The organism is Streptomyces sp. NPDC001880, from assembly GCF_053594575.1.
This window is the reverse complement of the sequence record NZ_JBSFET010000014.1, coordinates 65,440-91,182: the sequence shown is the minus strand read 5'-3', so window position 1 is coordinate 91,182 and position 25,743 is coordinate 65,440. Positions and strand designations below refer to the sequence as shown.

General features: G+C 72.1%; 23 protein-coding genes. 7 read left to right on the top strand and 16 right to left on the bottom strand.

The genetic code is table 11. The features are described from left to right. The first annotated feature begins 30 nt into the window (after positions 1-30). Together ACWCQ6_RS11770 and ACWCQ6_RS11765 are read left to right on the top strand one after the other, a co-directional pair. Complete coding sequence (locus ACWCQ6_RS11770) at positions 31-195, top strand: hypothetical protein (protein ID WP_451087973.1); 165 nt, start codon at positions 31-33, stop codon at positions 193-195. Between the two features lie 277 nt (positions 196-472). After that, positions 473-5,128: a HEAT repeat domain-containing protein gene (locus ACWCQ6_RS11765; protein WP_451087971.1), complete on the top strand. Its 4,656-nt coding sequence runs from the start codon at positions 473-475 to the stop codon at positions 5,126-5,128. On the opposite strand, the gene ACWCQ6_RS11760 is transcribed toward ACWCQ6_RS11765, so the two are convergent. Both ACWCQ6_RS11760 and ACWCQ6_RS11755 read right to left on the bottom strand, forming a co-directional pair. Beyond that, entirely contained in the window at positions 5,112-6,326 is a 1,215-nt protein-coding gene (locus ACWCQ6_RS11760; RefSeq protein ID WP_451087969.1) for an acyl-CoA dehydrogenase family protein, read from the bottom strand. The two genes, ACWCQ6_RS11765 and ACWCQ6_RS11760, sit on opposite strands and share 17 nt — an antisense overlap. An 8-nt stretch (positions 6,327-6,334) precedes the next feature. Continuing rightward, the gene (locus ACWCQ6_RS11755; RefSeq protein ID WP_451087967.1) at positions 6,335-7,357 is read right to left on the bottom strand and encodes a phosphotransferase family protein; all 1,023 of its coding nucleotides are present in this window, start codon (positions 7,355-7,357) and stop codon (positions 6,335-6,337) included. A 178-nt stretch (positions 7,358-7,535) separates the two neighbouring features. On the opposite strand from ACWCQ6_RS11755, the gene ACWCQ6_RS11750 reads away from it, so the two are divergent. Next, entirely contained in the window at positions 7,536-8,825 is a 1,290-nt protein-coding gene (locus ACWCQ6_RS11750) for a glucarate dehydratase family protein (protein ID WP_451087965.1), read from the top strand. Between the two features lie 55 nt (positions 8,826-8,880). On the opposite strand, the gene ACWCQ6_RS11745 is transcribed toward ACWCQ6_RS11750, so the two are convergent. From ACWCQ6_RS11745 to ACWCQ6_RS11720, 6 genes are all read right to left on the bottom strand, one after another. Next, positions 8,881-9,192: a DUF202 domain-containing protein gene (locus ACWCQ6_RS11745; protein ID WP_451087963.1), complete on the bottom strand. Its 312-nt coding sequence runs from the start codon at positions 9,190-9,192 to the stop codon at positions 8,881-8,883. Further along, on the bottom strand, positions 9,189-9,584 hold the full coding sequence (locus ACWCQ6_RS11740) for a YidH family protein (RefSeq protein WP_451087961.1): 396 nt from the start codon (positions 9,582-9,584) through the stop codon (positions 9,189-9,191). The genes ACWCQ6_RS11745 and ACWCQ6_RS11740 overlap by 4 nt, the downstream gene beginning before the upstream one ends. 97 nt (positions 9,585-9,681) lie before the next feature. Next, positions 9,682-10,203, bottom strand: coding sequence for an NUDIX hydrolase (locus tag ACWCQ6_RS11735; protein WP_451087959.1), 522 nt, complete (start codon positions 10,201-10,203; stop codon positions 9,682-9,684). A gap of 36 nt (positions 10,204-10,239) precedes the next feature. Further along, the gene (locus ACWCQ6_RS11730) at positions 10,240-11,013 is read right to left on the bottom strand and encodes a glucose 1-dehydrogenase (RefSeq protein WP_451087957.1); all 774 of its coding nucleotides are present in this window, start codon (positions 11,011-11,013) and stop codon (positions 10,240-10,242) included. 57 nt (positions 11,014-11,070) lie between these two features. Beyond that, positions 11,071-11,700, bottom strand: coding sequence for a TetR/AcrR family transcriptional regulator (locus tag ACWCQ6_RS11725; RefSeq protein WP_451087955.1), 630 nt, complete (start codon positions 11,698-11,700; stop codon positions 11,071-11,073). A gap of 68 nt (positions 11,701-11,768) precedes the next feature. Then, positions 11,769-12,662 (bottom strand): DMT family transporter, encoded by an 894-nt coding sequence (locus ACWCQ6_RS11720; RefSeq protein WP_451087953.1) that lies wholly within the window; start codon positions 12,660-12,662, stop codon positions 11,769-11,771. A 238-nt stretch (positions 12,663-12,900) separates the two neighbouring features. Here ACWCQ6_RS11720 and ACWCQ6_RS11715 point away from each other — a divergent pair, with 238 nt between their 5' ends. Further along, positions 12,901-14,556, top strand: coding sequence for an FAD-binding dehydrogenase (locus ACWCQ6_RS11715; RefSeq protein ID WP_451087951.1), 1,656 nt, complete (start codon positions 12,901-12,903; stop codon positions 14,554-14,556). 167 nt (positions 14,557-14,723) lie between these two features. Next, positions 14,724-15,677, top strand: coding sequence for a LysR substrate-binding domain-containing protein (locus ACWCQ6_RS11710; protein WP_451087949.1), 954 nt, complete (start codon positions 14,724-14,726; stop codon positions 15,675-15,677). Positions 15,678-15,846: 169 nt separating this feature from the next. On the opposite strand, the gene ACWCQ6_RS11705 is transcribed toward ACWCQ6_RS11710, so the two are convergent. The 8 genes from ACWCQ6_RS11705 to ACWCQ6_RS11670 are packed head-to-tail and all read right to left on the bottom strand — an operon-like array spanning position 15,847 to position 22,853. Next, entirely contained in the window at positions 15,847-16,848 is a 1,002-nt protein-coding gene (locus ACWCQ6_RS11705; protein WP_451087947.1) for an amidohydrolase family protein, read from the bottom strand. 2 nt (positions 16,849-16,850) lie between these two features. Then, a complete protein-coding gene (locus ACWCQ6_RS11700) occupies positions 16,851-17,372 on the bottom strand; it encodes a 3-hydroxyanthranilate 3,4-dioxygenase (protein ID WP_451087945.1) in 522 nt (173 codons plus the stop codon). Continuing rightward, on the bottom strand, positions 17,369-17,824 hold the full coding sequence (locus tag ACWCQ6_RS11695; RefSeq protein ID WP_451087943.1) for a RidA family protein: 456 nt from the start codon (positions 17,822-17,824) through the stop codon (positions 17,369-17,371). Before ACWCQ6_RS11695 ends, ACWCQ6_RS11700 begins: the two co-directional genes overlap by 4 nt. After that, the gene (locus ACWCQ6_RS11690) at positions 17,824-18,588 is read right to left on the bottom strand and encodes a 2-keto-4-pentenoate hydratase (protein WP_451087941.1); all 765 of its coding nucleotides are present in this window, start codon (positions 18,586-18,588) and stop codon (positions 17,824-17,826) included. Before ACWCQ6_RS11690 ends, ACWCQ6_RS11695 begins: the two co-directional genes overlap by 1 nt. Next, on the bottom strand, positions 18,585-19,616 hold the full coding sequence (gene dmpG / locus ACWCQ6_RS11685) for a 4-hydroxy-2-oxovalerate aldolase (RefSeq protein WP_362001307.1): 1,032 nt from the start codon (positions 19,614-19,616) through the stop codon (positions 18,585-18,587). Before dmpG ends, ACWCQ6_RS11690 begins: the two co-directional genes overlap by 4 nt. Beyond that, positions 19,613-20,569 (bottom strand): acetaldehyde dehydrogenase (acetylating), encoded by a 957-nt coding sequence (locus ACWCQ6_RS11680; protein WP_451087938.1) that lies wholly within the window; start codon positions 20,567-20,569, stop codon positions 19,613-19,615. The genes dmpG and ACWCQ6_RS11680 overlap by 4 nt, the downstream gene beginning before the upstream one ends. Continuing rightward, a complete protein-coding gene (locus ACWCQ6_RS11675) occupies positions 20,566-21,381 on the bottom strand; it encodes a 2-keto-4-pentenoate hydratase (RefSeq protein ID WP_451087936.1) in 816 nt (271 codons plus the stop codon). The genes ACWCQ6_RS11680 and ACWCQ6_RS11675 overlap by 4 nt, the downstream gene beginning before the upstream one ends. Beyond that, positions 21,378-22,853, bottom strand: coding sequence for a 2-hydroxymuconic semialdehyde dehydrogenase (locus tag ACWCQ6_RS11670; RefSeq protein ID WP_451087934.1), 1,476 nt, complete (start codon positions 22,851-22,853; stop codon positions 21,378-21,380). The genes ACWCQ6_RS11675 and ACWCQ6_RS11670 overlap by 4 nt, the downstream gene beginning before the upstream one ends. Positions 22,854-23,163: 310 nt before the next feature. Here ACWCQ6_RS11670 and ACWCQ6_RS11665 point away from each other — a divergent pair, with 310 nt between their 5' ends. Then, positions 23,164-24,516 carry an MFS transporter gene (locus tag ACWCQ6_RS11665; RefSeq protein ID WP_451087932.1) on the top strand — a complete coding sequence of 451 codons (1,353 nt, stop codon included), beginning with the start codon at positions 23,164-23,166 and terminating at the stop codon, positions 24,514-24,516. Next, positions 24,513-25,736, top strand: a complete 1,224-nt coding sequence (locus ACWCQ6_RS11660) for a carboxylesterase family protein (protein WP_451087930.1) — start codon at positions 24,513-24,515, stop codon at positions 25,734-25,736. Before ACWCQ6_RS11665 ends, ACWCQ6_RS11660 begins: the two co-directional genes overlap by 4 nt. The last annotated feature ends 7 nt before the right edge of the window (positions 25,737-25,743 follow it).

Sequence of the window (25,743 nt, the reverse complement as noted above, 5' to 3'; positions counted from 1 at the left end):
CGGTCACGGACGCGGGCCGAAGCTGGAGGTATGACTCACATCCAGCCGTCCGCGCACGTCCCCGCGCTCTGGACCGCGGCGTACGGCCCCCACCACGCGCCGGCCGTCCGCATCGCCGCCCGGTGCCTGCTGCGGGTGAGGGCCTTCGTCCGCGAGCTGGCCCTGGCGGACCACGTGGGTTTCGGCGGCTACTGAGGCGGCCGGCGAGCGGGAGCGCAGGGCCGGAACTCGCCGGCAGGGCCCGGAGAGCGCCCGGCCAGTGCCGCGGCAGGCAACGTTTGCCCGTCAAGGAGCGGCGTCCGGCGCGTACTCTCGGCGGTGCCGGCCGGAAGCCCTCGTACTGGACCGTACTCGGGCTTTCGTCCGGTGCGGCGAGAATGCCTGCCCCTGCCCGGCGTCGCAACGGGGCGAGCGTGCCTGCCGGACGCCCCCGACCAGGCGGGGCTTTCGAAGCACGCCCTAGTATCCGACGATGCAGACGCCGGCCGACGACCAGTTCCACGCCCTGGGGCGACTGATCCGGCACGAGGACCCCGGGCAGCGTCATCTCGGGCTTGTCCTGCTCACCGAGCGAATCACCGAGCGCCCTCCGTCCGACGACGAGGAGACGGACGGGCTCGCCGGACTGCTGCCCGCATCGCTGACCGGACTGCCGGAGGCCGATCTCCTCCTGGCCGGTCTCTACGAACGACTCGGCCACCGCCTGGGGGCCCGCCCCCGGCCGCCGTGGCGCACGGCCGGGCAGCTGCCGGCGGGGGTACGGATCGCCTGGCTGCGCGCCGATGTGCTCCACGATCCCGAAGTGCTCCGCGGCGAGGCCCGGGGCGAACTCCTGTACCAGGCCGTGCGGGGGGCGGGCATCACCGGTACGCACCGGCCGGCGCGGCTCGTGGACGAGCTGGCGGGCAGCGGCGATCCGGTGCTTCAGGCCGAGGCACTGCGGCTGGCCCGGGAGGGGCTGCACGCCGGACTGCTGGCCCCGGCACTGGTCCGGGAGGACCTGATCGGCCTGCTGGGAGCCGGCAGCGCCCCGGTCGTCGCCGGTGCACTGGGCGAGCTCGCCGAACCGTGGGCGGCGACGGATCCGCTGCCGCCCGGCCTCCTCGCCCGGTTCCTCCAGGCCGATCCGGTACGGGAACACGCCGGGCAACCGTCTCGGGGGCCGGCCCAGGGGCCGGTGCAGGAGTGGCCCGCGGTGGCCGATGCCGCCCTCCGGGCCGCCGCGCGCCACGGGCACCGGGACCTGCTGCGCCGGGCCGTCGAGGACCCCGGCCTCGCGCCGGGTCTTCGCCGACGCGCGATGGAGCTCCTCGGCGATCTGGCGGACCGCGCCGACATCGGCGAGCTGACGGCCGTGGCCGCACGCGATCCGCTGATGTTCGGCGGACCGGCCGTGGCCTGTCTGCGCGGACTCCACCGGCGCGGTCACTTCCCGGACGGGCCGGACGTCCCCGCCGTCATCGGCCTCGCCCTGTCCGACCACTCCATCGCGGCCCGCGACATGGCGACGATTCTCTTCACCGCCCGGAGGGAGGCGCTGCGCGTACTCACGGACGCGCCGGCCGACGACCCGGACTGGCCGCGACGGCTCGCCCTGCTGGTCGCCCTGGCCGGGCAGGGCGCCGGTGACCTCCCGGTCGGGGACGCCGTCGCCCGCGTACTGCCCTTTGCCCCCGCACCCGGCCCGTTCCTCGACGCGATCCGCGAACTGCGCCACGAGGACGCCGAGGAGGCCGTGATCGCCCTGCTGCCCTCGGCGCCGGGCGCGGCACTGGACACGCTGGAGGCGATCGGCGGCGACCGGACGGTACAGGCCCTGCGCCAAGGACTCGGCCTCACCACCGACGGGGGGACGGCGCCCCACCTGCGTGCCGTTCGCGACCGCGCCCTCGAACTGCTGTGGCAGCTGAACCGCGATCCGGAGCAGCGCCGCGCCCTCCTCGTACGACTCGACCCCGTCGGCCTGCCGCCGCGCATCGCGGCCGACCTCGGCGGACCGGACGAGCGGGAACTGGCAGTGCTGCGCTCCCACCTGGACCCGGACGAGCCGGTGGCGGCGCTGTGCCGGCTGGCGGCCCACGGCAACGCCGCCACCCTCCCGGCCATCGCCGACCTGCTGCTGCGCATCGTGGCCGGGCAGGCCGCGTCGAGGAGCCCGGAGGCGGCGCCCCGGACCGGGGAGCACGGAGAGCCGGGCAGTGAGCCGGCAGTGCCGCAGGAGGTCCTGGACGCCGTGAGCGCCCTGGGCCGCCGCCTCCACGCGCGGCGCGCGATCCGGCCGGTCTGTCTGCTCGGTGCCGCGGACGCCCGGGAGGCCGGACACGCACTCGTCGCGACTCTGGCGCTGGACCTGCTGGACCGCCCCGGGCTCCACGACGACGAGCAGGTGGTCCTGCTCGAACTGCTGCTGCGGGCCCCGTGGAAGGGCACCCGTGCGCGGGTGCACCGGCTGCTGCGCCACCGCGACCGGCACGTACGCAAGCACGTCATCGCCCTGCTCGCCCGTGACGCCACCGGCGAGGACGCCCAGGCGCTCTCGGCGACGCTGATCGCGCTGACGCGGGCCCAGGACGTCCAGACCGTCCGGCAGGCGCTGCTCGCCCTGGGCCACGCCCGCGCCCACTGGGCGAGCGACGCGATCGCCGCGTGCCTCGACCGCCCGAACATGAACATCAGGAAGACGGCGGCCGGGGCGCTGGTCCGCTCGGGCACACCGCAGGTGCTCCCGAAGCTCCTCTTCCGCCTCGGGCACCACGAAAACCCCGGCCTGCGCGACACACTCGTCGCGGCCCTGCGCGCCGTCCTCGGCGACGCCTACGCGGCCACCCTCGTCGCCGCCGCCGAGCAGAGCCGGGACGACGGCGCCCGCCGCCTGCTGCTGGAGGGCCTGCACGGCGTCCTTGCCGCACGCTCGGTCCTGGCGCTGGACGACCAGGGGTCACCGGTGGCCGGCCCGCTGCTCGCCCTGGTGGCGTCCGGCCGGGTCGCGCTGGCCTCCGGCACCGTGCGGGACCTGGCGATACCGATGGCCCGGCACGGGATCGCCGCACCGGCGGCCGACGGCCCCGCGTCGGCGGCCGGTGCGGCGGACCGCGACATCGAGGCCCTGGTGGCCGGGGGCTGGGACCCCGAGGTCGCGCTGCGCGTCGCCGAGCGGGACGAGCCGCTCGGCGACGGCCGGTCGCAGCAGCTGCGACCGATGCTCGCCGACTGGCTCCGGCTGGCCGGCTCCCGGCCGGTACTCCGGGACAAGGCACTCCGGAACAAGGTGGTGCGGTTCGCGCTGCGGCTCCGCGCCGAGCCCCGGGACGGTGCGGAGCTCATGGCATTCGCCCGGTCCGCCCCGCTGCTGCTCGACGCGCTCGCCGATGCCCGGGACGGGGACCGGCACGACCTGATCGCCGTGCTCGAAGCGGTCGCGCCGATGCTGACGGCCACCGGGAAACCGGCCGCCGTCGCCGCGGTACGGGCCCTGCGCCCCGCCCCGGCGGCCCCGAGCCGGTCCACGCTGACCCTGCTGCGCCGCCTCGGCGCGGTGCCGGTCCGAGCCGACCTCGACCGGGACCTGGCGAGTGCCCGGCTCGGCCCCGACCCCTGGCGGGCCGAAACGGCCGTGCTCCGGGAGGCCTTCGCCGTACCGGAGACCGCCGACGCGCCCCTGTCCGACGCGACCCGCGCCTGGCGGGCCGCGCTGGACGACGCGGTCCGCACCCCGGGCGCACTGGCGGAGTTCCGCCGACGGGACGACGGCACGGTCCCCTCGCGGGACCGGCTGACCGCGCTGATCGAAGCCCACCCGGGCGCGGGCCCCGGGGTCCGCGCCGCGCTCATCGACTGGATGACGCGGCTCCAGCCCATCGACGCACCGCCCTGGACCATCGCCGAGACCGCCCGCACACCCGAGCCGCCACCGCGCCGGGTCCGCGTCGACGACCTGGACCAGCCGCGTTCGGCGGCGCTGCGGGAACGGCTGCTGGCCATGCTGGGGTCGGCCGAGGCGGACCGCAGACAGGTCGCCGCCCTGGCGCTGGCGCGATGGCCCGAGCCGGAGACCCGGCTGCCGGTGCTGCGCGCGCACCTCCGCGGCAGGGTCGACCTGCCCGCCGGTGCCGGACCGGCCCGCGAACTGGGCGCCGTCGACGAGACGGAACTCCGGGGCGACGGCATCCTGCGCGACAGAGTGGCGCGCGCGGCGGCCGAACTCGCCCCGTGGGAGATGCAACGGCTGGTCCCGCTGTTGCTGGAGTGGTGGGAACACGCGCCGCCCGCCGTCGGCCGGGCGGTCGGCGACGCATTGCGCGCCTGCCCCGCGGACGCGCTGGCCAGGGCCCTGGGCGACCGGCTCGACGCCGGGGCCTGGGGCTTCCTGGACCTGCTCGTCGGCCGCCCGCTGCTGCGCACCCCCGCGCTGACGCGGGCCCGCCGTCGGCTGCGCGCCGAAGGACGCGACGAACTCGCGGACCGGCTCCTGCTCGTCGAGGGCCCACTGCGCGGCCCGGACGCCGAGCGGCAGGACGCGGCGGCACTGGCCGCGCTCCGCGACCGGGACGCGGCCGTACCCGCCGGAGGCCGGCACCGCCCCACCCGGCAGGAACTGCTGGACCTGGCCGTCACCGGCACCGCGGAGCAGATCTGCCGCGCGCTCACGGAACTGGCCGGGGCACACACCGGACCGGAGCCAGATCAGGACCCGGAACTCCTTGATCTGCTGGGCGAGTTGCTCACACACCCCCGGCCCAGGGTCCGGCTGCGCGCCCACCGGACCTCACGGGCGATGCTCGCCCCGCAGGCCCATCTGCGGCACACCGAACTCCTGCTGGACGACCCCCGGCCGGACGTGGTGCGCATGGCGATCGGCACGCTCTGCCGGGCGTGTTGGGAGCCCGCGATCCCCGCGGTGACCGGGCTGCTCGGGCACCCGCGGGCCGTGGTGCGCGAGACGGCGGCCGAGGGGCTCGTCGGGATGGGCGGGGCGGCGGTCCCGGCCCTGCGCAACGCCGCCGCCCACGCCCGCCCCGACCGGCGCACCCTGTACACGGACGTGCTGGACCGGATCAGGGCCGGCGAACACCGAGCGCCCGCAGGCCCTGGCGGGCGACCCGGCCCACCCCCTACACGTACCGCTTGATCTCCCGCCGGGCCAGCGACCGCTGATGCACCTCGTCCGGACCGTCCGCCAGCCGCAACGTCCGTGCCGCCGCCCACAGTTCGGCCAGCGGAAAGTCCTGGCCGACCCCGCCCGCGCCGTGCAGCTGCACCGCCCGGTCCAGGATGTCGACCACCGCGCGCGGAGTGGCGATCTTGATGGCCTGGATCTCCGTGTGCGCGCCCCGGTTGCCCACCGTGTCCATCAGCCACGCCGTCTTCAGCACCAGCAACCGCAGTTGCTCCACCGTGACCCGCGCGTCCGCGATCCAGTTCTGCACGACGCCCTGCCGGGCCAGCGGCTTGCCGAAGGCGGTACGGGAAACCGCCCGCCTGCACATCAGCTCGATGGCCCGCTCGGCCATGCCGATCAGCCGCATGCAGTGGTGGATCCGGCCCGGCCCCAGCCGCGCCTGGGCGATGGCGAAGCCGCCGCCCTCCTCGCCGATCAGATTCTCGGCCGGCACCCGCACATCGGTGAGGACGACCTCCGCGTGACCGCCGTGGTAATGGTCCTCGTACCCGTACACCTGCATGGCGCGGCGCACTTCGAGGCCGGGGGTGTCGCGGGGGACCAGAACCATCGACTGCCGGCGGCGGATGTCGGAGCCGTCAGGGTCGGTCTTGCCCATCACGATGAAGATCTTGCAGTCCGGGTTCATCGCCCCGGAGATGTACCACTTGCGGCCGTTGATGACGTAGTCACCGCCGTCGCGCACGATCCGGGTCTCGATGTTCGTCGCGTCCGACGAGGCGACCTCGGGCTCCGTCATCGCGAACGCCGAGCGGATCCCGCCGGCGAGCAGCGGCTCCAGCCACTGCTTCTTCTGCTCGTCGGTGGCGAACTGGAAGAGCACCTCCATGTTCCCGGTGTCCGGGGCCGCGCAGTTGAGCGCGGTCGGCGCCAACTGCGGGGAGCGGCCGGTGATTTCGGCGAGCGGGGCGTACTGGAGGTTGGTCAGCCCGGCCCCGTATCCGGCGTCCGGCAGGAAGAGGTTCCACAGGCCCTGCCTGCGCGCCTCGGCCTTCAGCTCCTCGACGATCCGCGGAGTGTGCCACGGCGAGGCCAGCAGCGCGCGCTGCTCGTCCACGATCTTCTCGGCCGGGTAGACGTGCTCGTCCATGAAGGCGAGCAGCCTGGTGCGCAGCTCTTCGGTGCGGGCGTCGAATGCGAAGTCCATGGGGGTGATCAGCCTTCCTGGAGGGTGGTGAGGCCGTGCTCGATGAAGACGGGGACGAGGTCGCCGATGCGGTCGAAGCCGGCGCCGACGGTCCGGCCCAGGGTGTAGCGGTAGTGGATGCCCTCCAGGATCACGGCGAGCTTGAACCAGGCGAACGCCGTGTACCAGGAGATGGCGGAGGTGTCCCGGCCGGAGCGGGCGGCATAGCGCTCGATCAGCTCGGCGGGGGAGGGGTGGCCTGCCGCGCCGCTGGTGGTGGAGACCGGCGATTCGGCCGGACCGAGATCGGAGCTGTACATCACCAGCAGGCCGAGGTCGGTCAGCGGGTCGCCGAGCGTCGACATCTCCCAGTCGAGGACGGCCTTGATGCGGTCGTCGGAGCCGATCAGGACGTTGTCCAGCCTGTAGTCGCCGTGCACGACGGTGGGCGCGGGCGAGACGGGCAGCGCACGCCCGAGCGCGGCGTGCAGTTCGTCGATGCCGGGCAGCTCGCGGTTGCGCGACGCGTCCAGCTGCTTGCCCCAGCGGCGCAACTGCCGGTCGAGGAAGCCCTCGGGCCGCCCGAAGTCGCCGAGCCCGACGGACTCCGGGTCCACGGCGTGCAGTGCGACCAGGGTGTCGACGAGCCCGAGAACCGCCGCCCGGGTGCGCTCGGCGCCCAGCGGGGCGAGCTGCTCGGCGGTGCGGTACGGCGTGCCCTCGACGTACTCCATGACGTAGAAGGGCGACCCGGTCACCGAGTCGTCCTCGCAGAGCAGCACCGGCTCGGGCACCGGGACGGCCGTCGGATACAGGGCGCTGATCACCCGGTGCTCGCGCTTCATGTCGTGCGCGGTGGCCAGTACATGGCCCAGCGGGGGCCTGCGGACGACCCAGCGGCCGGTGCCGTCCGTCACGGCGTACGTCAGATTCGACCGGCCGCCCTCGATCAGCCGGGCTTCGAGCGGTCCGCTCACCAGCCCCGGCCTCTCGCGGTCGAGATGTCCGCGCAGCCGGTCGAGGTCGAGACCTGGCGGGTGGGCTGGGCTCATCGTGCGCACCTCCGGGGGTGAAAGACGGTCGGAGGCCATCATGCCGACCAGTCGGTATGTCGTCCAGTACGTGTCCGGGGCCCATGGGTCGGACCTGTGGCGCGGTCCGGCGGGCGGGCTCGGGCCCGGTTCGGCCCGGAGTCTGGCATTCAGTCGCATCCCTGAATATGGTTCACGTATGAATACAGAGCTGTTGATCGACGAAGTCCGGCTGACGCCGGTCCTGATAGCCGACCCGCCCCTGCTCAACACCCAGGGCGTTCACCAGCCCTACACGCCCCGGCTCGTCCTGGAGGTCGTCACACGCGGTGGGGTCACCGGGATCGGGGAGACGTACGGGGACGGCAAGTACCTCGAACTCGCCCGGCCGCTCGCCACCGCACTCGCCGGACGCCCGGTCAGCGATCTGAACGGCCTGTTCGCTCTGGCCGACGAGGTGTGCGGTGATTCACGGGCGGCCGACGACCGGGTCGACGCGGGCGGACTGCGCGGCGTGCAGAGCGCCGACAAGCTCCGGCTCTCCGTCGTCTCCGGCTTCGAGGTCGCCTGCCTGGACGCGCTGGGCAAGTCCCTCGGCCTGCCCGTGCACGCCCTGCTCGGCGGGAAGGTCCGCGACAGCGTCGAGTACAGCGCGTACCTCTTCTACCGGTTCGCCGCCCACCCCGAGGGCGGTGAACGGGACGACTGGGACGCGGCCCTCGACCCGGCCGGGGTCGTCGCCCAGGCCCGGCGCTTCGCCCGCGAGCACGGCTTCTCCTCCTTCAAGCTCAAGGGAGGCGTCTTCGAACCCGACCGGGAGATCGCCGCGATCCGTGCCCTGGCCGAGGAGTTCCCCGGGCAGCCGCTGCGGCTCGACCCCAACGGCGCCTGGTCCGTCGAGACCTCGCTGTACGTCGCCGAGCAGCTGAAGGACGTACTCGAATACCTGGAGGACCCGGCGAGCGGCACGGACCTGATGGCCGCGGTCGCCGCCGGCACCGACGTACCGCTCGCCACCAACATGTGTGTGACCACCCTCGCCGAGGTGCCGGAGGCCTTCGCCCGGGGCGCCGTGCAGGTGGTCCTCTCCGACCACCACTACTGGGGCGGGCTGCACCGTACCCGTGAACTGGCCGGGATCTGCCGCACCTTCGGCGTCGGGCTCTCCATGCACTCCAACACCCACCTCGGCATCAGCCTCGCCGCGATGACCCATGTCGCGGCCACCGTCCCCAACCTCGACTACGCCTGCGACAGCCACTACCCCTGGCAGAGCGAGGACGTCATCACCGCCCGCCATGTCTTCCGGGACGGCCGGCTCGCCGTGTCCGACGCACCCGGGCTCGGCGTCGAACTCGACCGTGAGCGCATGGCCGTGCTGCACCGGCGCTGGCTCGACGACGACGGCACGATGCGCGAGCGCGACGACGCGGCCGCGATGCGCAGGGCCGAGCCGGGATGGGAGACGCCGACGATCCCGCGCTGGTGACGGGCCCGCCGCCCGGGGCGCGGCGGCCTGACCTGCGGGGGCCCGGACCCGGTCCTCAGAACAGCATGGCCGCGGCGAACACCGCGAGCGCCACCGTGCACGCCGCCGCGGTCAGCGCACCGCGCGCCGACAGCGGTCGCGGCCGGGCGGTCCCCAACCCGAGCACCCGCAGATGCGCCACCCGCAGAAAACCCAGCCAGGCCAGCGCGCTCAGCGACACCGCCACGATCGCGGCCGGGCCCGCCCCGCCGTTCAGCGCCTGCTTGACCGCCAGCACCGCCACCACCGTGCACGACAGCGTCGTACGCCGCCAGGCCAGCCGGGTCCGCTCGGGCTGAAGCCCGGGGTCGCGCCCCGTGGCGGTCACCGGCCCTCCCAGCCGAAGAGGACCACCACCACCATCGCCACCGCGACGACCCCGACGGCCAGTGCGAGCAGCGTCGGGAACCGCGAGACCGGAAGGTCCTCCCCGCGCCGCATCGCCCGCTCGCACCGCACCCAGTGGTTGACCGCGCGCAGCGCGCACAGCACACCGGCCGCCAGCAGCGCGAGCGCCAGACCGGTGCGGACCGGCCACACCAGCTCCGGCAGGAACTGGTCGACCGCGAATCCGCCGCCGATCAGCGCCAGAGCCGTCCGGATCCAGGCGAGAAAGGTCCGCTCGTTGGCGAGCGAGAACCGGTAGTCGGGGGTCTCGCCCTCGTCGCGGATGCGCTGCGGTGCGAACCACAGCCGCAGGCTCTGTACGAATTCGTTCACGTGTGAACCTTAGACCGGCCGGCAGTAGGCCTCGCGGCGTCGCTGCTTACGGCCGGTCGCTCTTGTCCGCCGCTCTGCCGGTGACCGCCGTCCGGACTCAGGAGGGCGTACCGGCCGACCTGAAGGCGCGCAGCCGGTGGTATGCCTCCAGGCCGTCCGGCACCCAGTCCCAGTCGTCGATCCGCCGCGCCAGCTCGTCATCGCTGAGGAAGGTGTGCCAGGCGACCTCCTCCACCTGCGGGTTCACCGGAAGCTCGCACCGTACCCGGTAGATGTACGACCACCAGGAGTGCTCGGCGCTCTCGTAGAGGAACTTGAAGAGCGGTTCGGGCCGGGGGAGCCCGGACACCCCCAGCTCCTCCTCGGCCTCCCGCAGCGCCGCCTCGTCGTACGACTCGCCGGCGCCGACCACCCCGCCGACGAACATGTCGTAGTGGGACGGGAAGACCAGCTTGCCCGGGGTCCGGCGGTGGACGAAGAGCCGGCCCGTGGCGTCCCGGGCCTCGATGAAGACGCAGCGATGGCGAAGGCCCCGCGCGGTGGCCTCACCGCGCGGGGCCTGCCCCACGACCACGTCGTTCTCGTCGACGATGTCCAGGATCTCGTCAGAAGGAGTCATGCTCCTCATCCAACATCAGGCCACCGCCCGGACGGTCTACTGCCCCATGACGTACTTGACCGTAGGGCCCGTGGTCCAGCCGCCGTCGACGGCCAGCTCGGCGCCGGTGACGTACGAGGCGGCGTCGGAGAGCAGGAAGGCGACCGCCTCCGCGATCTCCGGGGCCTCGCCGACCCGGCCCATCGGCGTGTTCGGGTAGTTGCCCTCGCCCTGCTGGATGCCGACGGACGCGGTCATCGGCGTGTAGACCATGCCGGGGTGCACCGAGTTCACCCGGATCCTCGCCGTGCCGAGCTCCACCGCGCCGACCTTCGTCAGGCCGCGCACGCCCCACTTCGAGGCGCCGTAGCTGGAGGTCAGGGCGAGGCCCATCAGACCGGCTGCCGAGGAGATGTTGACGATCGAACCGCCGCCGTTCTCCTTCATCACCGGGATCACCGTCTTCATGCCGATGAAGACGGCCGTCAGGTTGATGTCGATGACCTTGCGGAAGTGCTCGACGCTCTCGCTCTCCAGCGGCTGGCCGGTGGACACCCCGGCGTTGTTGACCAGCCCGTCTATCCGCCCGAACTCGGCGACGGCGAACTCGGCGACGCGCTGCCAGTCCTCCTCGGAGGTCACGTCGTGGTGCACGAAGCGGGCCTTGGCCCCCAGCTCGGCGGCGGTGGCGGCGCCCTCCTCGTCCAGCACGTCGGTGATCACCACGTTGGCGCCGCACGCCACCGCGAGGCGGGCGGCCGCGGCGCCCAGGCCCCGGGCGCCGCCGGTGATGACGACGGTCTTGTCGGTGAGGTTGCTCTTGTCGGTCATGTCGCTTCCTTCATGTGGTGCAGGTGGCAAATGGTGCGGTGGTGAGTGGTCCGGTGGTCACGCGCCGCCCGGCAGGGGGGCGTGCAGGAAAGCGGTGGTGGTCCCTACGAGATCGGCGAGGAAGAAATCGTCGCCGGTCAGCGGTTCGGTGCCGTCGAGACGCAGGCGGGCACGGTCGGCCAGCGCCGCCCCGATCAGGGCGAGCGCCAGATCCAGGCGCTCCAGGCGCACGGGTCCGGGGAGCTTGCCCAGGCGGTCCCCGACGCTGCCGATCAGCCGCCCGTAGCTGGTGCCGTCCAGGACGGGGTGCAGCCGGCCGGTCCGCAGCCCGGTCTCATGGGTGAGCCGGGAAGAGATCAGCAGACAGCGGCGGCCGCGGTCGTCGGCGAGCAGACTCGCCTCGGCCGTCACCAGCGCGGTGAGCAGTTCCCGTACGCCGCAGCCCTCGCCCAGTCCGTCGAGCAGGGGCGCCAGCACCTGTTCGGTACGGGCCTGGCGGCCCGCCATCACCGCGTCGAGCAGGCCGGCCCGGGATCCGAAGTGGTACTGGACCGCGGAGGGGTTGCTCTGCCCGGCCAACCGGACGATGTCCCGCAGCTGGGCGCCGTCGGGGCCCTGCGCGGCGAAAACCTCCTCGGCCGCGCGGATCAGCTTTTCCCTGGTCTCCTGCCCGGATGCTCGCGCCATGGCGACACCCTAATGCTGGCCATTATTAAAAACCAGCGCGGGTGCCGCCGGAGGCCGGGCGGCCCGGCTCAGTTCGGCTGAAGGCTCTTCTCCCGGCGCCTGCCCACCGGCCCCTCCGGCATCGCCGGATGCAGCCCGAGCAGCACGATCCCGACGACGATCGCCGCGAGACCGACCGCCTGCCAGGCCAGTGCGCCGGTGTCGGAGCGCAACTGGTCGCCGAGGAAGCCGACCCCGCAGGCGATCCCCGCCAGTGGCTGCGCGGCGGTCAACGGGGGCAGCGAGACCCGGAGCGGGCCCGTCTCGAACGCGCTCTGCACCAGCAGCAGCCCCGTCACCCCCAGTGCCGCCACCGCGTACGGCTGCCACCCCGTCACCAGCGCCGCCCATCCGCCGTCGGACAGCCGCTGGCCGCTGACCCGGGTGAGGGCGTCCTGCAGTCCGTACAGCAGCCCGGCCGCCACCGCGAGCAGTGCGGGGGCGACCCCGGACTCGGAGCGTTTGGCGACGGCGGTGAGCAGCAGCGCGGTGCCCACGACCACGCCGATCACCAGCCAGTGCCGCAGCGGGCTGGTCACCGCCTCGCCGCCCTGGGGCCGGCCCGCCAGCAGAAAGGCGGTGACCCCGCCGGCCAGCAGCCAGAGACCGGCCCAGCCCTGATGGCCGAGCCGCTGGCCGGTGCGGTGGCGCGACAGGGCCATCGCGAAGAGCAGATTGGTCGCAAGGAGGGGTTCGACGACGGAGACCTCGCCCTTGCCCAGGGCCAGTGCGCCCAGCACCATGCCGCAGACCATCAGCCCGATCCCGGCCAGCCAGCTCGGCACCCGCATCAGGTCCAGCAGCAGCCGGGGCGAGAGATAGTCGCTCCGCGGGGCGTGCGAAGCGGCGGCCTGCTGCAGTACGAAGCCGAAGCCCAGACAGCAGGCGGCACTCACGGCGAGCACGAGGACCAGCACCGACACGCTTCTACCTCAAGTCAGGCCAGAAGTGGGTGATTTGTACCGACGATAGCGCCTGTGTCCCGAGGGTGCGGCCGGAGCGCCGCCGACCGGGCGGTTGACGCCGCAGTGGCGGGTGCCGAAGATCTGACGCACGAGTAACTTCCGTCCCGGCAGTCGGCTCCGCAGTCCGCCCCGGAGCCGGCTCCGGCCCCCGACCGCGGCCGTGACCGGATCGACCGCCCCGACAAGGATGGAACCCATGGCGTACGACGCTGATGTGATCGTTATCGGGGCAGGGCTCGCCGGTCTGGTGGCCACTGCCGAGCTGGTCGACGCGGGCCGCTCGGTGATCCTGCTCGACCAGGAGCCCGAGCAGTCGATCGGCGGCCAGGCGCACTGGTCCTTCGGCGGCCTCTTCCTCGTCGACTCGCCCGAGCAGCGCCGGATGCGGATCAAGGACAGCCACGAGCTGGCCCTCCAGGACTGGCTCGGCACGGCGGGCTTCGACCGCGAGGAGGACCACTGGCCACGGAAGTGGGCCGAGGCGTACGTCGACTTCGCGGCCGGTGAGAAGCGCTCCTGGCTGTACGCCCAGGGGCTGCGGATCTTCCCCGTCGTCGGCTGGGCCGAGCGCGGCGGCTACGACGCGAACGGCCACGGCAACTCCGTACCCCGCTTCCACATCACCTGGGGCACCGGCCCCGGCATCGTCGCCCCCTTCGAGCGCCGGGTCCGCGCGGGCGTCGCCAAGGGGCTCGTGCAGTTCCGGTTCCGGCACCGGGTCACCGGCCTCGCCCGCACCGCGGGCGCCGTCGACACGGTGACCGGCGAGGTGCTGGAGCCGAGCGCCGCCGCCCGGGGCACCGCGAGCAGCCGCCGGGCGACCGGCACGTTCGAGCTGAGGGCCCAGGTGGTGATCGTCACCTCCGGCGGCATCGGCGGCAACCACGACCTGGTGCGCAAGCAGTGGCCCGAGCGGCTCGGCACCCCGCCCGCGAAGATGCTCTCCGGCGTCCCCGCCCACGTCGACGGGCTCATGCTCGGCATCGCCGAGGAGGCGGGCGCCCACCACATCAACCGCGACCGGATGTGGCACTACACCGAGGGCATCGAGAACTGGAACCCGATCTGGGCCAGGCACGGCATCCGGATCCTGCCCGGACCGTCCTCGCTCTGGCTGGACGCCCGCGGCAAGCGGCTGCCGGTCCCGCTCTTCCCGGGCTTCGACACCCTGGGCACCCTCGAACACATCATGAAGTCCGGCCACGAGCACACCTGGTTCGTGCTCGACCGGAAGATCATCGGCAAGGAATTCGCGCTCTCCGGCTCCGAGCAGAACCCGGATCTGACCGGAAAGTCGATCCGCGACGTGATCGGCCGGGCCCGTGCCGACGTGCCGGCCCCGGTGAAGGCGTTCATGGACAACGGAGCGGACTTCGTCGTCGAGAAGGACCTCGCCGCGCTCGTCCGCGGCATGAACGCGCTCACCGGGGAACCGTTGATCGACGAGGCCGAACTGCGCCGCGAGATCACCGCACGCGACCGCGAGATCGCCAACCCCTTCACCAAGGACCTCCAGATCACCGCGATCCGCGGGGCCCGCGCCTACCTCGGCGACAAGCTGATCCGGACGGCCGCGCCGCACCGCATCCTCGACCCCGCGGCCGGCCCGCTGATCGCCGTACGGCTGAACATCCTGACCCGCAAGTCGCTCGGCGGACTGGAGACCGACCTGTCCTCCCGGGTGCTGACCGCGGACGGCACCCCCCTGGCCGGTGTGTACGCGGCGGGGGAGGCGGCCGGATTCGGCGGCGGCGGGGTGCACGGCTACCGCTCGCTGGAAGGGACCTTCCTCGGCGGCTGCATATTCTCCGGACGTGCGGCCGGCCGGGCGGCCGCGAAGGCGGTCGGCTGAGGGCTGTCCCGCCAGGGATCACGGGACAGCCCTCGGGGCGGCCTGTACGGCACCGGCCCCGGCCCGCAGCCCGTTCCGCCCCGGCCCGCACCAGCCCGTTCCGCCCCCCGGTTCGTACGGTCAGGGCGGCCGGACCCGCCCCCGGCGGACGTGGATAGAGTCGTGGCGTGAAGATCCCGCGTCTCCTCGACGGCCGGCTGAAGCTCCGCCACCTGGTTCTCGTCGACGCTCTCTCCCGGCAGGGAAGCGTCGTCGGTGCCGCCGCGGAGCTGCATGTGACCCAGCCCGCCGCCACCCGCAGTCTGCACGAGCTGGAGGACATCCTCGGCGTCCCGCTCTACGAACGTGGGCCCCGGGGCGTCACCGCCACCGTGTTCGGAGAGGCCTTCACCGAGCACGCCCGGTCCGTGCTCGCCCAGCTCGCGCAGGCGGGCCGCCACCTGGTGGAGCTGGCTGACGCCGACCGCGGCACGGTCATCGTCGGCACCCATCTGGCCGGTTCCAATGTGCTCCTGCCGCGGGCCATCGCCGACATCAAGAAGGAGCGCCCTTATCTGACAGTGATCGTCCGGGAGGCGTCGCCGGAGGCTCTGCTCCTGGAGCTGGAGGCCGGCCGGATCGACTTCGTCGTCGGTCGGCTCACCGTCCCCTCCGACGAGCGGACGGTGCGCCGCAAGCTCTACGACGAGTCGGTCGAACTCGTGGTCAGGGCCTCGCACCCGCTCGCCGGGCAGGGCGTGGTGGAGCTTGCGGACCTGCCGGACTACCCCTGGATCCTGCCGGGCGCGGAGACCGCGTTGCGACGGGAGATCGAGGAGTTCTTCGCCCGGCACGGGATGCCGCTGCCGATGAACCGGGTCGAGACGACCTCGTTCCTGACCGTCCGTCAGCTTCTGCTGGAGACCGATGTCGTCGCGGCGCTGCCCGGTCTGATCATCCGGGACGACACCCGTATCGTCCGGCTGGCGGTGCCGCTGGACCCGATCGGGCACAGTGTCGGACTGACCCTGTCGGCCGCCCGGGCGCTGGGCCCGTCCGCGCAGGCACTGATCCGGAGCCTGGAGGACATCGCCGCCGGCATGGCGGCACGGGGCGCGGACGGCGGCGACGGTCCGCTGTAGGGCGTGTTTCGAAAGTAGCGTCGTCCGCCCGGACGCCCCCGGCCAGGCGGGACTTTCGAAACACGCCCTGGGCCGTGCCGTCGAACCGGCGCCGCCCGAAGGCGACCGTGCGGCGTCGGTCGCGTGCGCGACGACGCCGCACGGCGTACGGCAATCCCGGCGACGGGTCCTAAAGACCGGTGAGTCCAAGAAAACGCTCGGCGTTGCCGTGTGTGATCAGCTCCCGGCTGCGGTCGTCCAGGAAGGAGCTCTTGCGGACCACCTCGCCGACCGGCCGTTCCCCCAGCGGGTACGGATAGTCGCTGCCCACCATCACCCGGTCCGCACCGACCGTGTCGACCAGCAGCCGCAGGGCACGGTCGTCGAATACCACCGAGTCGACGTAGAAACGGCCCAGATAGTGCGAAGGAGGGTGCTCGGAGGTGCCGATGACATCGTGCCGGCCGTGCCAGGCGTTCTCCATCCGGCCGAGCCAGAACGCGAACGAGCCGCCGCCGTGCGCGAAACAGATCTTCAGCCGGTCGTCGATCCGGTCGAAGACCCCGCCCAGGATCAGGGCGAGGATCGACAGATGCGTCTCGGCGGGCATGGCCGTGAGCCACTGCGCCATCCACCGGTCCAGCCGCGGCGAACTCGCCATGTCCCAGGGGTGCACGAACACCGGCACATCGAGCGAGGCACAGTGCTGGAGAAAGGTGACGACCCCTTCGCTGTCCAGGTCGCGATCCCCGACATGGTTGCCGATCTCCACGCCCCGGTGCCCGTTGGCGATGCTCCGTTCCAGCTCCCGGCAGGCCGCGTCGGGATCCTGCAACGGCACCTGGCAGAACGGGATCAGCCGGTCCGGTGCCGGGGCGGTGATCTCCAGCGCGAGATCGTTGAAGATCCGCGAGACCTTGGCGGCCTCGGCCCCGCTGCGCCCGTAGGTGAAGAACGCCGGTGTGGGGGAGACCACTTGACGGTGCACCCCGTCCGCGTCCATGTCCCGCAGCCGGGTCCCGGCGTCCCAGGCATCGGCCTGGATCCGCCGGAACTCCCTGGAACCCATCATGATCACGGCGTCGGACTCGGACTCGATCCGCAGCCAGGGAGCGTTCGGACCGGCCTCGGCCGTCAGATCCGGCCAGCCGCGCGGAACGTAATGCGTGTGTATGTCGATCGTGCGGTCCACGCTCAGCCCTTCCCAGGATGCAGAGCACCGCACTCGGGGCACGTACGCGCCTTCTCGTCACCGTAGAACTCGGCGAAGACCGGCGGCAGATCCGCGACGATGTCCCGCACCTGGAGCTCGACCTCATGGATCTTCTCGGCGCACTCGGGGCAGTACCACTGGAACTGCTCCAGGGTGCCCTCCTTCCGGACCCGCTCGATGACCAGCCCGATCGAACCGGCGTCCGGCCGCTGCGGGGAGTGCGGCACATTGCCGGGCAGCAGCCAGACCTCGCCCTGCCGGATGTGTACGGTCCGCGGCCCGTCCTCGGTCATGAGGTTGACGTGCATATCGCCCTTGACCTGGTAGAACCACTCCTCGTAGGGGTCGAGGTGGAAATCGGTCCGCTGGTTGGGCCCGCCGACGACCTGGACGATGAAGTCCTGGCCCAGGGACATGGTGCGGTTGTTCACCGGCGGCTTGAGCAGGTGCTCGTGCTCGGTGATCCAGCCCTGGAAATCGATGACCGGGGGAATGGCGGTCATGAGGACACCTCCGTGCTGTGCGCTGTGTGTGACTGGCCGGGCCGCGGCAGATAGGCGACCGCCTGGATCTCGATCAGCAGATGGGGATGCGGCAACTGGTGCACCGCGACGGTCGTCCGGGTCGGTCCCCGCTCGTCGAAGAACTCGCCGTAGACCTCGTTGTATCCGCCGAAGTCGTTCATGGACACCAGATAGGCGGTGATCTGGGCGATGTCGGAGAGCTCCGCGCCCACCTCGGCCAGGATGTCCCGGATGTTCTCGATCACCGCCCGGGTCTGTGCCCGGATGTCCAGTTCCGTGGTGCCGAACTCATCGGCCTCGACACCCACGAACGTGTTGTCCGGCCGGCGCGAACTGGTGCCGGAGACGAATACCAGGTCCCCGGCGACCTTCACATGAGGGAACCGCCCGCGCGGAGTGGCCTTGCCCTCGATCACCCGTGAACCGTTCATCAGAACCCCTTCACCGTGACGGACCCGATGCCCGCCACATCGCACTCGGTGACCCCCGCCACCAGCGGCACGGCCGCCGTGGCAGCGCCCGCGAGTACCACCTGACCGGCCTTCAGCGAAATGCCGCGGCGGCGGCACATGTCCAGCAGGGCGTGCAGCGCGTGCACCGGGTCGCCGAGAATGGCGGCGGTCGATCCCACCGTCTCCGTCGCCGCGGTACGCAGCCGCACCGCGCGGTTGGAGACGTCCGCCAGGGGCCGCCACGGCCCGATCGCGTAGCCGGCCGCCGAGGTGTTGTCCGCGACGACATCGGTGTACGTGAACCGGAAGTCCCGGTAACGCGAGTCGATGATCTCGACCGCCGGGGCCACGGCATCCACGCACGACTCGATGGCCGTCAGCGGATCCTCCGGATCCACGTCCCGGCAGAGCCGGAAGGCGACCTCGGGCTCGACCTTCGGGTGGATGAAGCGCGACAGATCGACCTCGTCGCCGTCAGCGATCCGCATGGCGTCCGTGAGCCGGCCCACGATCACGTCGGAGACACCCATCTGAGCCATCTTGGCCTTGCTGGTGAATCCGAGCTTCACCCCCACGACCCGCTCGCTGCGGCCCACCCGCAGTTCCAGCAGCGCCGCCTGCACCGCGTACGCGTCATCGATGTCGAACTCATGACTTTCGGCGAGGCTCGGGGTGTCCCTGCGGGACGTCTGTGCCGTGTCCAGCCGCTGCGCCAGTGTGCCGGTCAGCTCTGCCGAGATCATTTGCCGCTCCCTTCCGTGCCGGCCGCGCGCCGCGCGGCCAGGTCCAGTGCGATGTCCACGATCAGGTCCTCCTGGCCGCCCACCATCTGCCGCCGGCCGACCTCCAGGAGGATCTCCCGGGTGTCGACCCCGTAGCGCCGCCCCGCACGTTCGGCGTGCAGCAGGAAGCTGGAGTAGACACCGGCGTAGCCGAGCGTCAGGGTCTCCCGGTCCACCTGGACCGGACGGTTGCGCAGCGGGCGGACGATGTCGTCGGCGGCGTCCTGGAGCGCGAACAGATCGCAGCCGTGCTCCCAGCCCAGCAGGTCCGCGACGGCGACGAACGGCTCCGCCGGGCAGTTCCCGGCCCCGGCGCCCTGCCCGGCCAGTGCCACGTCGACGCGGTACGCGCCGTGCTCCACGGCGGTCACGCTGTTGGCGACCGACAGCGAGAGGTTCTCGTGGGCGTGGATGCCGATCTCGGTCGCCTCGTCCAGCACCTCGCGGTACGCGTCGACCCTGGCGGCGACGTCACGCATCGTCAGACGGCCGCCGGAGTCGGTGACGTAGACGCAGTGCGCCCCGTACGACTCCATCAGCGCGGCCTGACGGGCCAGACCCTCGGGGGAGTTGAGATGGCTCATCATCAGGAACCCGGACACGTCCATCCCGTTCTCCCGGGCCCAGGAGATGTGCTGCGCACTGACATCGGCCTCGGTGCAGTGCGTCGCGACGCGCACGCTGCGCACCCCGAGCGCATGGGCCCGGCGCAGATGGTCGATGGTGCCGATGCCGGGCAGCAGCAGGGTGGTCAGCTTCGCGTGTTCGAGGACGTCCGCCGCGGCTTCGATCCACTCCTCGTCGCTGTGCGCGCCGAACCCGTAGTTCGCGCTCGAACCGCCGAGACCGTCGCCGTGCGCGACCTCGATGGCCGCGACCCCGGACCGGTCGAGCGCGGCGACGATCCGGCGTACCTGGTCGACGGTGTACATGTGCCCCATCGCGTGCATGCCGTCGCGCAGGGTCACGTCCTGGACGTACAGCTTCATGAGGTCACCCATCCTCGGAGTGCGGCGATCTTCTCCGCGGTGCGGACCGCGGCGGAGGTCATGATGTCGAGATTGCCCGCGTAGTCGGGCAGGTAGTGGCCGGCGCCGAGCACCTCCAGGAACACCGAGATCCGGACCCCGGTGACCCGTCGGCCCAGGGCCGGGACGACGGTGTCCTCGACCGGGTCGAACTGAACGTCCTGCTTGAGCCGGTAGCCGGGCACGTACTCCCGTACCGATTGCGCCATCTGCTCGACGGAGGCCACGATCCGGTCCCGTTCGGCGTCGGACAGTTCGCCCTCGACGAGGCAGAAGACCGTGTCGCGCATGGCGAGCGGGGGCTCGGCCGGGTTGAGCACGATGATGGCCTTGCCGACCTCGGCGCCGCCGACCAGGCGGATCGCCTCACCGGTGGTCTCGGTGAACTCGTCGATATTGGCCCGGGTTCCGGGACCGGCCGACTTCGAGGCGATGGAGGCGACGATCTCCCCGTACGCGACCGGCGCGATCCGGGAGATCGCGGCGACGACCGGAATGGTCGCCTGGCCGCCGCAGGTGACCATGTTGACGTCCCCGGCGGCGAGATGCTCGTCCAGATTGACCGACGGCACCACGAACGGCCCGAGAGCCGCCGGAGTGAGGTCGATCATCAGCTTCCCGTGCTCCGCGGCGATCCGGGCGTTGCGCACATGGGCCTTGGCCGAGGTGGCGTCGAAGATCACCTTGATGTCGGCGAATCCGGGCAGCTCCACCAGCCCGTCGATACCGCGGTGCGTGGTGGTCACCTTGAGCCGGGCGGCGCGGGCCAGCCCGTCGGAGTCCGGGTCGATGCCCACCATCGCGCCCATGCGCAGCGTCTTCGAGAGCCGCAGCACCTTGATCATGAGGTCGGTTCCGATGTTGCCGGACCCGATGACGGCTACCGGAACGGTGCCGGATGCGGTGGAACTCACTTGTTCTCCTCCTCGATGACTGCCTCGACCTCGCCGAGCCCGTCCAGCGCCAGCCGGTACCGGCCGGGACCGCCGATCGGCACCATCGGGCCCAGTGCCCCGGACATGACGACGTCTCCGGCGCGCAACGGCTGTTCCCGGGCGGCCAGTTCGCGGGCCAGCCAGGCCACGGCGACGACCGGTGAGCCGAGGCAGGCGTGTCCAGCGCCGAAGGAGACCGGTTCGCCCTCGCGCTGGAGCATCATGCCGACCCGGGACAGGTCGAGCCCGCTCAGCGGATACGGAGTGGTACCGAGCACGAACGCGCCGCTGGAGGCGTTGTCGGCGACCGTGTCGGTGATGGCGAGATCCCAGCCGGTGATCCGGGAATCGACGATCTCGATGGCGGGCAGCACGAACTCGGTGGCCCGCAGCACATCGGCGACGCCGGCACCGGGCCGGTCGATGTCCCGGCCGAGCACGAAAGCGATCTCGCCCTCCGCACGCGGCTGGAGGAAACGGTTCAGCGGCAGCGGCTCGGTGTGGGCATACATCATGTCGTCGAAGAGCACCCCGAAGTCGGGGCGGAACACGCCGAACTGCTGCTGTACGGCGGGCGCGGTGAGGCCGATCTTGGCGCCCACCACCCGGGCCCCGGCGGCGCTCCGGCCGGCCGCGATGCGGCGTTGCACCTCATAGGCGGCGTCGATGTTCTCGCGGCCCAGGAACTCCCGGACGGGAGCGCACGGGGTGCGCGTGGTGGCGGCGGCAGTGAGGCGTGCCGCGGCCGCGTCGATCCGTGCGGACAGGTCGGGGGTGTCGTGATCGGTCACAGCTGTACGCACACATTCGTCGGCTCGGTGTAGAAGTGCAGGGAGGACTCGCCGCCCTCGCGGCCGATGCCGGAGAGTCCGACACCGCCGAAGGGGGAGCGCAGATCGCGCAGGAACCAGGTGTTGACCCAGGCCATGCCGACGTTCATGGACTGCGCCACCCGGTGGCCGCGGCGCAGGTCGTTGGTCCACACGGAAGCCGCGAGGCCGTACTCGGTGTCATTGGCCAGGGCGATGGCCTCCGCCTCGGTGTCGAAGGGGATCAGGGCGGCCACCGGGCCGAAGATCTCCTCTCGCACGGGCCGGTCGGCGTTGGTCAGGCCCGTCCACAGCGTCGGCTCGATCCATGAGCCGCCCGCGAGTCCGGGACCGAGCTGCGGTACGCCGCCGCCGGTGAGCACCTTCGCCCCGGCCTGTTCGGCCAGTTCGAAGTAGCTCAGCACCTTGTTCCGGTGGGTCCGGGAGATCAGCGGTCCGGTGGTGGTCCGCTCGTCCAGCGGGTCGCCCAGACGCAGGCCGCGGGCCCGCTCGGCGAGCCCCTCGGCGATGTCGGCGAAGACCGAGCGCTGTACGTAGACCCGCTCGGTGCACAGGCAGACCTGGCCGGTGTTGGTGAAGACCGACTTGGTCAGCCCGGTCAGCGCCTCGTCGATGTCGACATCGTCGAAGACGACGGCGGCGTTCTTGCCGCCGAGTTCGAAGGACACCGGACGGACGCGGGGCGCGACGGTCTTCATCACGTGGGAGCCGGTGGCCGACGAGCCGGTGAAGGTCACCCCGTCGATCCCCGGGTGCGAGGTCACGTACTCACCGGCGGAGTCGCCGCCGAAGCCGTGGACGACGTTGTACACCCCGGCGGGCAGTCCGGCCTCGGCGAGTACGTCGGCCAGCAGCGTGGCGGTGGCCGGGGTCTCTTCGCTGGGCTTGACGACCAGGGCGTTGCCGCAGGCCAGGGCCGGGGCGACCTTCCAGGTCAGCAGCAGGAGGGGCAGATTCCACGGGACGACGACCGCGACGACCCCGAGCGGCTTGCGCACCGCGTAGTTGAGTGCCTGCCGGCCGCCCGCGAGGTCGGTGAGGAAGGACTCCTGGCCGGCGGCGGCCACCACGTCGGCGAAGGTGCGGAAGTTTGTCAGCGCGCGTGCGACATCGAGTTCCCGCGCCTGGGTGACCGGCTTGCCGGTGTCGGCGACCTCCGCCGCGACGAACTCCTCGAAGCGCTCCTCGATACGGTCCGCGGCCCGGCGCAGCACCGCGGCCCGCTCCCGTACCGGCGTCGTCGCCCACCCGTCGTGCAGGGCGTGCCTGGCCGCGTTCACCGCGCGGTCCACCAGGTCTCTGTCCGCCTCGTGCACCCGGGCGAAGACCCGGCCGGTCGCCGGATCGGTCTTGTCGAAGCTGCGGTTCTCGTCGGGCTCCACGAACTGCCCGGCCACGAAGTTGCGGATCCACCGCCCAGTCTCTGCCGTCATGCGTCCCACTGTGATCCGCGTAGCCATGCCGGACAAATGCAGTTCTCGTGCCGAGCCATACCTGAAATGGCATATCGGGTTGCTGGCGTCAGATGCGGGCGTGGGGCCGCTCAGTGATCATCCGTATGCCCGCGAGGGCATTCGGCATTCGGGTATACCTGAACAGGTATGGCAGGTCCCGGATTCGGCATTTGTGTGTCATGTCTCAGGCCATCAGGATCCACGGTTGACGACGGGTGAAGCCCGGCCGTCGTAGCGGCTGTCCGGGGCGAACCGCCCACAGCCCGCCATCCAAGTGATAGGTCACCCCGTGAACACTTCACCTCACGAAGAACTCTCGGGCGGCGCCCGAGCGACTGCCGGCAGAACCGCCCTCGCCACGCTCGCGGGCACCACGCTGGAGTGGTACGACTTCTTCCTCTACGGAACCGCCGCGGCCCTCATCTTCAACGAGCAGTTCTTCCCCTCGCTCAGCCCCGCCGCCGGCACCCTGGCAGCCTTCAGCACCCTCGCCGTCGGCTTCGTCGCCCGCCCCCTCGGCGGCCTGGTCTTCGGCCACTACGGAGACCGCATCGGCCGCAAGGCGACGCTGGTGGTCTCCCTCGTCCTGATGGGGATCGGCTCCACCCTCATCGGCGTCATCCCGAGCTACGACTCCATCGGCTTCTGGGCCCCGGTCCTCCTGGTCACGCTGCGCATCGTCCAGGGCATCGGGCTCGGCGGCGAAGGGGCCGGAGCGACCCTCATGTCGATGGAACACGCACCACCGGGCAAGAAGAACCTCTACGCGGGCTTCCCGCAGATGGGCACACCGGGCGGCCTGGTCCTGGCCAATGTGATCTTCCTGGTCACCAACGCGGTCATGGGCGACCACGCGTTCACTTCGTGGGGCTGGCGCATCCCGTTCCTGCTCAGCTTCGTCCTGGTGGCCGTGGGGCTGGTGATCCGGCTGCGGGTGACTGAGTCACCGTCCTTCGACCGTGTCCGGGCCCAGGACCAGGTGGTCAGGTTCCCGCTCGCCGAATCCATGAAGGTCGGCTTCCCCCGGCTCGCGCTGACCCTGCTCGCCGTCGTCGCGAACTCGGCCGTCGCCTATGTGTTCATGGTCTTCACGCTGTCCTACGGTTCCCAGCACCTCGACTACGACAAGCAGTTCCTCGTCGTGAGCGTCACCGTCGCGGCGGCCCTGTGGTTCGCGACCATTCCGGTGTGGACGAAGATCGCCGACCGGCACGGCCGCCGGACCATGTTCATCGCCGGATCCGCTGCCATCCTCATCTGGTGCGTCGCCTTCTTCCCGCTCCTCGACACGGGCAACTCCGCCCTCGCCGTGGTGGCCCTCCTCGGCATGGGCCTCATCATCCCGGTCACCCACTGCGTGCAGGGCAGCATCATCGTCGACACCTTCCCCGCCAATGTCCGGTACTCGGGCTCCTCGGTGATCCTGCAGGGCGGCGCCATCCTGGGCGGCGGACTCGCTCCCATGATCTCCACCGCACTGCTCAACTCGGGCGGCTCGGCGACCGGGGTGACGTGGTACCTCGTCGGGATCTGCGCCGTCAGCCTGGCCGGCGCGGTCGCCCTGTTCCGGCTGGTGCCCGAAGAGGCGCCGGAACGGGTTCGGGCCGCCCCGGCGGAGTCGCTCCCCGGGCGCGGCGCATGACGCGCCCCGCCGTGGTCCGGTCCGGCCCAGTCCGCTACGCCGTGGCCGAGCGCTTCGCGCGGCCCCGCCCGGTGCGTGAAGACGACGGCCGCCCGCCCACCGGCGAGATCTGCCCGCAACTGCCGTCCAGGCTCGACGCGGTGATGGGACCGCCGCACGACCGGCACCCGCAGGGCGAGGACTGTCTGAACCTGACCGTCACCACACCCGCCCGCGACAGCGCGGCGCGGCCGGTGATGGTCTGGTTCCACGGCGGCGGGTTCAGCAGCGGTGCGGGCCTCATGGACTGGTACGACGGCGGGGCACTCGCCGCCGAGGGCGATGTCGTCGTGGTGGCCGTCAACTACCGCGTCGGCGCGCTCGGGTACCTCTGCCTCGACGGGGTGTCCGAGGGCAATCTCGGCCTGTACGACCAGGTCGAAGCGCTCCGCTGGGTGCGGACGCACATCGCCGCGTACGGCGGCGACCCCGCCGATGTCACGGTCTTCGGGCAGTCCGCCGGGGCGCTCTCCATCCGGCTGCTGATGGAGCTGCCCGAGGCCCGGGGGCTGTTCCGTCGCGCGATCCTGCAGAGTGCGCCGCTGGCGATCGCCACCCGGTCGCGGGCCGATGCCGAAGCCCTCGGCCGGATCTTCGCCGAGCGGCTCGCGGTACACGCCCCCGGCGCCGGCCCGCGGACCGCCGGCCCGGCAGCCGTACTCGCGGCGCAACGGGACACCGGGCTCGCCCACCGGGAACGTGCCGCGTCCACCCTGGAACCGCCGTTCGGCCCCGTCGGCACGGCCGACGCCGCCCCCGGACCGCACGTTCGCGGCCTGGACATCATGTACGGCTGGAACGCGGACGACATGTCGGCCTTCCCCGGAGAGCCGGGCGGGAACGGCGACCCGGCGGAGCCGACGCGGCGGATGTACACCGAACCGCTGACCGCCCTCGGGCATCAGTTCGTCCGGGCCGGAGCCAGGGTGCACGCCTACCAACTGGACTGGCGCCCGGCCGGATCGGAGTACGGCGCCACGCACTGCGTGGAGCTGCCCCTGCTCCTGGGCTCGCGGGCCGCCTGGCGGGACTCCCCGATGCTGGGGGACACCACCTGGGAGGAGGTGGACGAGCTGGGCAGGGCCGTGCGCGCCACCTGGACCGCTTTCGTCCGCACCGGCCGTCCCGGTGCCGTCGCGCCCCCGCTGACCTGCGGCGAGATCCTCACCCGACGGCTGTAGTGCCCCG